The 9,981-nt window shown below is 67.0% G+C and carries 6 protein-coding genes and 1 pseudogene; 2 read left to right on the forward strand and 5 right to left on the reverse strand.

Annotation, left to right across the window (positions count from 1 at the left end):
* Positions 1-138: 138 nt before the first annotated feature.
* The 4 genes and pseudogenes from istB to ACQPW6_RS38560 form a co-directional block, all read right to left on the reverse strand.
* Positions 139-943: pseudogene (gene istB, locus ACQPW6_RS38545) on the reverse strand (IS21-like element helper ATPase IstB).
* Complete coding sequence (istA, locus tag ACQPW6_RS38550; RefSeq protein WP_433887390.1) at positions 940-2,574, reverse strand: IS21 family transposase; 1,635 nt, start codon at positions 2,572-2,574, stop codon at positions 940-942. The pseudogene istB and the gene istA overlap by 4 nt, the downstream one beginning before the upstream one ends.
* 121 nt (positions 2,575-2,695) lie before the next feature.
* Positions 2,696-2,959, reverse strand: a complete 264-nt coding sequence (locus ACQPW6_RS38555; RefSeq protein ID WP_433887389.1) for a hypothetical protein — start codon at positions 2,957-2,959, stop codon at positions 2,696-2,698.
* A 497-nt stretch (positions 2,960-3,456) separates the two neighbouring features.
* Positions 3,457-6,375 (reverse strand): NACHT domain-containing protein, encoded by a 2,919-nt coding sequence (locus tag ACQPW6_RS38560; protein WP_433887388.1) that lies wholly within the window; start codon positions 6,373-6,375, stop codon positions 3,457-3,459.
* Positions 6,376-6,457: 82 nt separating this feature from the next.
* Between ACQPW6_RS38560 and ACQPW6_RS38565 the strand changes: the two genes are divergently transcribed.
* Positions 6,458-6,667 (forward strand): hypothetical protein, encoded by a 210-nt coding sequence (locus ACQPW6_RS38565; protein ID WP_433887387.1) that lies wholly within the window; start codon positions 6,458-6,460, stop codon positions 6,665-6,667.
* A gap of 36 nt (positions 6,668-6,703) precedes the next feature.
* Here ACQPW6_RS38565 and ACQPW6_RS38570 read toward each other — a convergent pair whose 3' ends face one another.
* Positions 6,704-9,214: a Helicase associated domain protein gene (locus ACQPW6_RS38570; protein WP_433887386.1), complete on the reverse strand. Its 2,511-nt coding sequence runs from the start codon at positions 9,212-9,214 to the stop codon at positions 6,704-6,706.
* A 238-nt stretch (positions 9,215-9,452) separates the two neighbouring features.
* Between ACQPW6_RS38570 and ACQPW6_RS38575 the strand changes: the two genes are divergently transcribed.
* A complete protein-coding gene (locus ACQPW6_RS38575) occupies positions 9,453-9,731 on the forward strand; it encodes a hypothetical protein (protein ID WP_433887385.1) in 279 nt (92 codons plus the stop codon).
* Positions 9,732-9,981 lie beyond the last annotated feature (250 nt).

The following is a 9,981-nucleotide window of genomic DNA, read 5'->3' on the forward strand; positions in this document are numbered from 1 at the left end:
TCCCCGGTGCCGTGATGGTGGCCGGTCCCTCGGGCCACGTCAAGGTCGTTCGTCCTCGGCTTCGCCTGCGGGCGCGCCCACCTTGACGTGGTCCTGTGGCCGGCGAGTCGGCACCTATCGGGGGAAGCCCCAGAGCGGTCAGCCTGCGGTGGCGTCGTGCGGGCCGGTGTGGGCCCTGGTGCTGGCGAGGCGGTAGGAATCGGTGCCGGTCTGGATGATGTTCCCGCCGAAGGTGAGGCGGTCGACGATGGCCGCGCAGAGCCGCGGGTCGGTGAAGGTCTTCGTCCAGCCTCCGAACGATTCGTTGGAGGCGATCGCGACGCTGTTCTTCTCCTCGCGCTCGGTCAGAACCTGGAACAGCAGCTCAGCGCCCCTGCGGTCCAGCTCCATGTAGCCGAGTTCATCAATACAAAGAAGATCAACTCGGCCGTAGCGGGCGATGGTCTTGGTCAGTTGCTTGTCGTCCGCGGCTTCCACCAAGCTCGTTCACGAGCTTGGTGGCCAGCGTGTAGCGCACCCGGTAGCCGGCCATCGCCGCCTCGGTGCCCAGCGCGATCAGCAGATGCGACTTGCCGGTGCCCGAGTCGCCGATCAGACAGAGCGGCATGCTCTTCTTCACCCACTCGCAGGTCGCCAGTGTATGGATGACGGCGGGGTCGACGTTGGGGTTGGCCTCGAAGTCGAAGGCCCTGATCGACTTCTCGCGCGGGAAGGCGGCGGCTTTGATGCGCCGCTCGGAGCGGCGGCGGGCGCGGTCGTCGCACTCGGCCATGAGCAGCTCGGCCAGGAACCCGCGATACGACATCTGGTCGCGGGCGGCGGCTTCGGCGAGTTCGGGGAACTGCTGGCGGATCGTCGGCAGCCGCAGCATCCGGCATGCCTGGTCAACGGCCGCGTCAGCGGCCTGTTCGGTCAGTCCGCGGTGGCGTTTGAACTGCGTCACGGTATCTCTCCCTGGCCGGCGGAACGGTGGCCGGGCTGCCTCGGCCGCAGCAGCTGGTCATAGGCCGCGACCGACGGCAGCGGCCGGGTGTCGGGCGGCAGATGTGCCAGCCGCCGTTCGGTCAGGAACGTCACGCGTCCCGGTTCCGGCGGCTCCAGGACAGGCTCGGTCGCCGCGTCCGCCTCGGCAGCCTTCCGGGCCTCCAGGGCGACGGCGTCCGCGGTCAGGGCCCCGGCCCGCAAGGCCGCCGCCAGGCCGGTCACCAGGTGTTCGTGGGACATGCTCCGGGCCATGAGCAAGACCTCGATCAGCGCGCGGGTTCCGTCCCGGTCGCCGTGGGCCTTGCAGGCCGCTGCCCACCACGCGTCGTGAACAGGGGTGAACTTGCCCGCTGAGCGGGCCTGTTCCAGTGCGGTCGCCCCGGGGAACGCTCCGGGTTTGCGGACCAGTGCCTCCAGGTAGTGGTCCAGGTCCAGGCGGACACCGCCTTTGGCGATCAGCCGTTCGTGCCGGGCGACCTCCATCCGGCCGTCGTAGACCACCACCTCGGAGGCGTGCAGCATGACCCGCACGGTTCGGCCGATCAGCCGCACCGGCACCGAGTAGCGGTTGGTGCGGACACTGACCTGGGAGAACCGGTCCACCCGCAGGCTGAACAGTCGCCCCGTCTCGAACGGCTGGTCCGGCAGCGGCCGCAGCAGCCGCCGCTCGACCTCGAAGTACTCCCGCACCACCCGCGGCCGGGTCCCGATCCGCCGGTCCTCGTCCTGCTCGTCCCACTGGTCGACCATCGCGTTCAGCTCCGCCAGCGAGCCCGCCTCCGGGACGGGGACCATGTGATTGCGACGGAACCAGCCGACCTGCCCCTCGACCCCGCCCTTCTCATGTGCGCCCACGATGCCCGGCCGGCAGTAGAAGGCGTCCAGGCCGTAGTGCGAGCGGAACGCCACCCACCGCTCGTTCTCCGTTCTGGCCCGTGACCCCAGCACCCGGGCGACCGCCGCCCGCAGGTTGTCGTAGCGGACTTTGCCGGTCGGCACTCCGCCCAGCACGCTCAGAGCATGGACGTGGCCTTCGAGGAATGCCTCCTGGCCGCAGGAGGCGAACACGCGGTGCACGGCCTTGCCGGAGAACGACAGGCGCATCGCGAACAGGTAGCAGGTGACCAGCTCACCGGCCAGGCGCACCTTCACGTCCCCGAAGTCCACTTCCGCCTCGGCCCCCGGCTGATGGGACTGCACGATGAACGCCTCCGCCGCCCCTCGGCCGGCCTCGATCGCGATCTGGGAGCGCCGGGCGGCGACGTATGCCCTGACCATGGGATAGGTCACTTCCTCCGCTCGGTGTTCATCGACCAGCCGGTCGAAGATCCGCTTGACGGTGTGACGCTGCTTGCGCGGCGCGTCCAGGTCCGCACGCAGCATCTGGTCGATCAGCAGCTTGAACGGGTCCAGCCGTGTCCCGCGGGGAGGCGGCTTCTTCCTCGGCTCCGGCCAGACCGAATCCAGTGCGGCCTTGACGGTGCGGAAACCCACCCCGTACTCGCGCATCAACGCCCGGTGCGACATGCCCGAGCGGGCATCGCGGCGTATCGCCGCGTACAGATCGACCTTGGACTTCGACGGCACCATCGCCCCCTCATCATGCAGAGCACTTCGATGCTCCCACCGCAAGCCCTGAGGTGTTGTCAGAACTCGCAGACATCACCCTCCGTCGAAACCGGGCGCACTCCACGCTGAGCAACAACCGTTCTCAAATCCCGCGTACAGAACCAAACAGCCCGATCTTGTGTTCGGTCCCGTCCACGACTTCCACGGCCTTCCTGGACGGCTGCAGGTGGCCCTCACGGGCGTGGAACTGCCGGGCCGCCGCCAGGTTCGCCGCCCACTTGTCCGCCTGCGTACGGGGCGCCGGCGGCCGCTCGTCAGGCTCCGCCGGCGCCAGGTGCAGCATGTTCTCCAGCATCCAGGCCTGCGCGGGCAGCAACTGGTCCCAGTTCAGGCGCTGCGCCTGCATCCACGCCCCGAGATCCTCGCCCTGGAGCGGTCATCTGCCCCGGCGCGGTGGGCAGCGGGCTGCCGGCCTCGATGAGGCCCCGGCACAGCCGGTAGGGGCGCTGCCAGACCACCGGCCAGACCGGGCACCAGCTCGGGTCGATCGCCTCGAGCGCGTCCCTGCGCTCCTCAGTGAGCGCCCCGGTGGTGGAGCCGACCGGTAGCCCCTGCTCGCGCCGCGTTTCGATCTCCGTCAACCGCCGACAGGCCGTCCTCAATTCTTGGCCCACATTCCGACTGGATGTCCGTTGTGAGTGGGCGTCTTGGTGGCAGCAGGCGGGCGCCGGCGGCAGAAGTCCTTTGCCGGCCTGGCAGCACAGAGCCGTGTGGACTGCCCTGCTGTCATGAGGTGACTAGACGACTGCCATTGTCCGGCTGGCGCCGGCTCTGCGGGCTGTCACAGGGGCGTCTACTCACAGCTGGACTCGTTCTCCGTGAAACTCCGCCATTTCGGAGGTTTCAGATGTCCAATGTTCGCGGCCTTGGGTGCAGTGTAACCGCGTCCGGATCAAATTCTTCTAGGCCGACAATCCCTTTCGCGAAGCTCAAGGAGAGCTTGAGGTTTTTTATTCGAGCCAGAGGTGTGATGTCGATGATGTCAGATGTTGCTTCGCGGAAGTTGATGAAAACCTTCTCAAGGTTGGGGAATATATTCGGGATCAGGTCTGCTTGTGTAGCCGTATCTTTGGGCATGAGTCGGAGATAGGTGACGGCCTGCATGGGAACGGCCTGGGTGAGATCATAATGTGAAAGAAATATTTCTTCGAGGTGCGGAAGGGGCGCGATCTCTCGCCAGTCTTCCGGGGTGGGCTGTCTGTTCATTGTCAGCTCTCGCAACTGCTGCCACTTGGAGATGCCCGTAAGGTGTGGACCGGTCCCAGGGCCCAGATGTAGCGAGGTGAGGCTCTCTGGTCCGGGCAGTTCTGCCAGGTTCTGATATGACAGGGGGGTGTAGAGGCCCAGTGATGTGAGATTGGGAAGAGAATTCAGGGCTGTCAATGAGAACTCATTGGGCAAATTGACTAGAGTCAGATCGGCTAGTGGATGGTTTGCGATGTCATCAATATGTGCGAACCCTGTTACGCTTCCAAGTGCGAGTTCTCTCAGAGTGGGAAAAGAATGCAAGAATTTTAGGTTCTGCAGTCGGGCACCTGCATAGATTCGCAAGGCGTGAGTCTTGGGCGACAGGTACTCTGTGATTTCTCCCGCGGTGAACTCTTCATTTTCGAAGGAAATGTCGGTTACGGGCGTCAAGAAGCGAAGCGCATTACGCTGATCGTGGCTTTGCACGCTCAGGTAGATTTTTTCCCTAACGGCGGAGAGGATGTCCTGGGCGTACTGGTCCGCGTCGAAGTGCTCCCAACCCCTCACCAGTTCATGAGATGAGGTGTCTTGGGGTAGGGACGTCACGAAGCGCTGGAGGAAGACATAGGCCTGGTCGCTGCCGATGGCGGCGGCGGTTCGCACCACGGCCGCTACTTCATCGCCTTCCAACCCCTGAGGCTGTGGCAGTAGGTCCAGGATGCCTGGCCCAAGCGAGGCGAGGGTGTCCGCTTCCTCTTCGGAGCGGGGCGGCATGAGGGCGCGCGCGTGCTGTTCGACGAGGTCGCGGGTGTCGGGTTCGATTTCGGTCGCGTAGTGCAGGCTCGCCTGGGCCAGGAGGTGGAGTCTGGGGCGGTGTTCGGCTTCAGCATTGCCACGAGTGACGAGGCGGTTGAGCAGATCAGTGCTCTCAGCCGGACGGGAATGGGCGACGGCCATGCGGATGACGTCTTCCCACTGGTCGTCGTGGGCGTTGTTGATGAGTAGGGGGAAGTCGTGCGCTTCAATGGCGGCTTTGGCGCCGAGGTAGTCCTGGAAGGTGCGGTGGACGAAGTCGACGGTGTCGGCGGTGGGCTGGCGCAGCAAACCGCTACGGCCGATCAGATGAGTCAGGACCTGCTCGGCCGGTCCCTGTTCGGCCACGGCTTGCATGGCAGGCAGAGCATCGCCGATCAGAACCAGCGCGGTGGCGTAGTCCATTTCGGTCTGGCGGTTGCGGATCAGCCAGTAGGCAAGGCGCTGGAGAAGCTTGATGCTCTGGTGCTCGGTGAGCTGGATCCCTTCGGGGATGTCGATGCTGCGTTCGCGGTCACGGCGTACGAGCAGCATCGACAGCGCGGCTTGGTAGAGCTCCATGCGGCTGTGCGGAAGATGGCCGCGGCGGTCCCGGTGGAGCGCGCAGACCAGCGCACACATCAGCGGCGTACTGGACAACTGCGCCAGGTCGCGCTGAGCACGCACCGTCATCCGCAGCGCGGATTCCAGTTCGTCCAGGTGCGCTCGTTCATCGGCAGACTCGGCGCCGCGGCGGGCTGCAGTGTGCCACCGGCCCACGAACACCCCGATGTCGGCGGCGTTCATGGGCCGAACCGTCAACTCGGTGAAGCGCGATGACGCTAGCCATCCCTCGGGAACCGCCGACGGGCGCGTGGTGACCACGAACACAGCATCCTGATAGGCCGCCAGAAGCCCCTCCAACCAGTCCCGTGTGGCACCCCGCTGCTCTTGTGGCACTTCGTCGATGCCGTCGATCAGCACGAGACCCTCGCCCCGGGCTAGCACGGCATCGGCCCAGCGCTCGGGCTGCGAGGCTGCCAGCGGGGTACCGACTGCCGCCAGGAACTCCTGAGGCTGGGGGAGAGGACCACGTCTCACCAGTGTTCGCAGCGGCAAGACAAACGGAATCCGGTCCCGCCAGTCCGCCAGCTCTTCTGGCAATTCCTCCCGAGCTGCGGCTACCGCAAGCCACTGGAGGAGAGTGGACTTCCCGCTGCCGGCCAGCCCTCGCAGGAGCACTCGCCGGTGCCCAGACAGGGCATGCTCGGCGCGTTTGACGACGGACCTTGACCGGTCAGCTTCATCACCGCCGCCCGACCAGCTCTCGGCCCGCTCCGCCAACTCCAGGCTCAGGTAGGCCGCGTCCAACGGCCAATGGGCACGGTCCGGGCGACTGAGGTCCAGTCCCACGACAGTTAGCCCGGAATGCCGCTGTTCCACGTAGGCGCGATACCGCTGCTCGAATGAAAGCGGTCCTGACACTCGCGTAGCCCTGGACACCGACGGGCGAGCGGCAGCCGAGCGTAGAGCCAGCAACGGCTCCGCGTCCGCCTCCAGTGCCTTCGCCAGTAGCACCAGCGTTGTCTCGGATGGCACCTTGGAACCGCTCAGCGCCTGACTGAGCGTGGTCCGCCCCAGCCCAGTCCGCTGCTGAAGACCGCCCGACTGCAGCCTCCGTTGCGCCTTCAGCGTTCGTAACCGCCGTGCCAGCTCCGTCAGCGGATCGCCCGGCAACTCCGCCATATCCCGATGCTCCGTCGCTCCGATGACCGTTTTCATTCATCTTTGTGCACGCTGAACCCCGGCGAACACCAAACCGGCGAACTTCTCCTCAGCGACCCCACCGATCCTGGGAGAAGGAATGAACACCACACCCACTCACCTGATGCTCCTCCTTCTGCTCTTGGCCGTCGTCCTACTCTTCTGCATCCTGGCAGGCGCCACCGCCGGTCTGCTCGCCCGCCTCGATGGAGCCACGTATGCCAAGGCACTCATGCATGGAGCCGTCACCTTCGCCGGCTGTGCCACACTCTCGCTGGCACTCCTGACTTTCGTGATCGCAGCCGTGTGAGTCGGCCCGGTTTGCCGATGCGGCCCGAGCCTGCGTTTACCAGTGCATGCCCAGCTCGGTGAGTTCCTGGCGCCGCGCCTCGCTCAGCTTGTCGGCCCTGCGGCGGGCGTTGTCGAGGAACATGCCGAGTTTGTGTTCGGTTCCGTCCACGATTTCGACGTGCTTGCGCGGGGGCTGGAGGTGGCCTTCGCGGGCGTGGTACTGCCGGGCGGCTGCGAGGTTCGCCGCCCACTTGTCGGCCTGCGTGCGGGGCGCCGGCGGCCGCTCAGACGCCTCCGCAGGGGACAGGTGCAGCATGTTCTCCAGCATCCACTGCTGCGCGGGCAGCAGCTGGTCCCAGTCCAGGCGCTGCGCCTGCACCCACGCGCCGAGGTCTTCGCCTTGCACCGTGGCCTCGCCCGGTCCGGGCAGCGGGGCGCCGGCTTCGATCAGGTTGCGGCACAGCCGGTAGGCGCGCTGCCAGGTCACGGGCCAGGCCGGGCACCACGACGGGTCGATGGCCTCCAGGGCGTCCCTGCGTTCCTCGGTCAGCGCCCCGACGGCGGAGCCGAGCGGCAGCCCCTGCTCGCGCCGCGCCTCGATCTCCGCCGCCTTCCTGCCCGCCGTCCTCAGATTCTTGGCCCACACCCCCACCGGATGGCCGTTCCAGTTGGCCGTGGTGGGCGGGAGGAAGTGCCCGTGTGCGGCTGCCCACCCCTGTGCTGCTGACAGTCCCTCCTGAAAGGCGACGTCCCAGTGCGACCACACCATCTGCAGGTCTTCGAGTTCCCTGGCGCGCGAGGGCTTCATCTCACCCGCGTTGTAAAACCGCCTCTGGTCAGCGATCCACGTTCCCAGAGGGAAGTCAGCGGGAGTCCAGTCCTCCGGCGTGACATAGGAATAGGGAACTTTCAGATCCCCGTTCTCTTTCACGTACCGGGTCGCGGCCTGGACTCCCTGACGCCAGTACGTGTTTTCGGGCTGGAGAATCCTCAGTTTCATGAATTGCGCCAGCACGGCCGGGTCACGCGGGGTGGAGAAGGACAGCAGGCTGCTCGCGGGGGCCGACGTGCCGCGTTCCTCACCCCGCCCGGCCCCCTTGGTCTCCGCCGCCGACGGCTTGCGGCTGCGGGTGTTGGCCTGCTGCTCCGCCAGGGCCTCCACGGTGTCCGCGTCGTGACTGCGGAGGGCGGCCAGAACCTTGGCCAGGCCGTTGTACCCCTTGGACGTGAGCATGGCGTCCGGGTCTTCGTCCTTGCCCAGAAAAACGGGCACCACCAATGACGCGACCTTGCCCTCTCCCGGCTTCATGCGCAGTGCCCGGCCGACGATCTGGAGGATATCGACGGCCGACCCGCGCACGTCCCCGAAGTACACAGAGTCACAGCCTGGTGTGTCCACGCCCTCTCCGAGGATGCGAACGGAGCTGAGCAGTCGCAGGCGCATCGGGACCAGGTCGCCGTCCAGGCGCTCGCCGACCGGGTCCGCAAACGTGGCCAGCACCTCCTTGCGGCGCTTCGGTTTGTGCTCCCCGCACAGCCAGTCCGACCACACCCGATCCGGCTCCGGGTACGTCTGCGGGTCGTCCTCCCACAGCCGCCGCGCCACGGCCGGCACCCCGGCGGCCATCGCCTCGGCCTCGCTGGTCCGGTAGTGGAAGGTCAGCATCCTGCGCAGGCCGCGTTCCGCGGCGGTCTTCACCGCAGCCGTCTGCAACGCGGCGAGCCGGCTCCCGCGCACGGTGTCCGACCTGGCCTCAATCCCCAGCAGCGCGGCCGCCTGGAGCTCCGGGTCGGTCACGTCCACGCACACCACCTGCCACGCCGCGACCAGGCCGAGATTGCGGGCCTGCGAGAGCGTCAGCTTGTACGCCACGCTGCCGAACAGCCCGTCCGGGTCGTCTTCCATGCTGGCGACCAGCACCGGTGCCCCGCCGGCGCCTTCCTCGGTCTCCGGCGCCTCCCACACCCTCGGGGTCGCCGTCATATAGAGCCTGCGGTCGGCCGGGATGCGGGTGTTGTCGTGGATCGCCGCCCACGGCTTACTGCCCCGGCCGCTGACCCGGTGCGCCTCGTCCACCACCACCAGCGACCACGGTGCGAGGCCCGCCTCGTGCGCCCGCTGGAGCGTCCCCAGACCCACGCTGGCGTACGTGGCGAACACCGTCAGGTGCTCCTGGCCGCGCGTCCACGCCACCAGCTCGTCCACGTTCGTCGTGCACGCCGCGAGCCCCTGCGCCTCCTCGGCCCGCAGCGAGCAGATGCCGTAGAACGGGCCGGTGCGGCCGCCGGCCCGCCACGCGGCCGCCATCTGCGTCAGCAAATCCAGAGTCGGCACCAGTACCAAAACCCGGCCTGCCCGCAATTTCCGCGCGGTCAGCACGGCCATAAACGTTTTGCCCGAGCCGGTCGCCGCGATGACCTGCGTCCGCAAGCCCTGCGCGGGCATTTCCTGACCCGGTTGCAATTCGAGTGCCCGCACCGCCGCATCGGATGCCTCGATCTGATGCGGAAGCGGGTCCATCTCCACGACCGTGTTTTCCGCTTCGGCTGTGACCACTGCCACCATGGTTTGACGCTCCCCCATCCCGGGACGATGCGCGGCCCCGGGCGGTGTGCTCCGGGGGTGGTGTCTGAGTCCAGAGATTAGCGCACTCAGAAATTTGACGCAGCATCGATCGATCCCATGACCGGAACTGTCCGAAACTGGTTCCCCCACGCCACCCACCGACCGCCAGCGCGGAGGCCGCTAGTGTCCTGTCGATGTCGATCACCGCGGTCGGACCAGCCCAGAAAGAGGCCTGCTCATGGGATTCATGCAGAAGTGGGGGCACAAGCGCGCAACCAAGGGTGCGATCGCTGCTCGAGAGCGAGGCGAGAACACGTACGTGCGCACACTGGCTTCAACCCTCGAGGAGATACGGAGCAGACACATCGCCCTGATCGAATCCGAGGGCTGGAAGCTGGTCAGCGCCAAAGAGAACCCTGCAACCCCCAAGGAGCGCTGGACATTGACATTCCGACGCGTTGCCAGCGGAGGCGTCGACTCCGCGCCGCAGCAAGCTGACATTCCGCCCTCCTCCTAGCCAGCCTGTTTGTTGCCCGCCCCGCACGGAACGGGTGTTCCCGCAGCCGCTACGGGGCGCGGAGCGCACCGCGGGGACCTGAGCGGAGCGAGGGGCCGGGCCCGCCAGGAGGCGGGTGCAGCCCGCGTCCTGGCGGGCCGTCAACCCTGGAGCGCAGCGGAGGGGTTGGCCGGCGAAGCCGGGCGGACCGCGCGCAGCGCGGTCACGCACCCGCGGAGCGGGTGCGAACCGTGAGCGAAGCGAACGGTTT

It is taken from the genome of Streptomyces sp. CA-111067, from assembly GCF_050956065.1.
GTDB lineage: Bacteria > Actinomycetota > Actinomycetes > Streptomycetales > Streptomycetaceae > Actinacidiphila.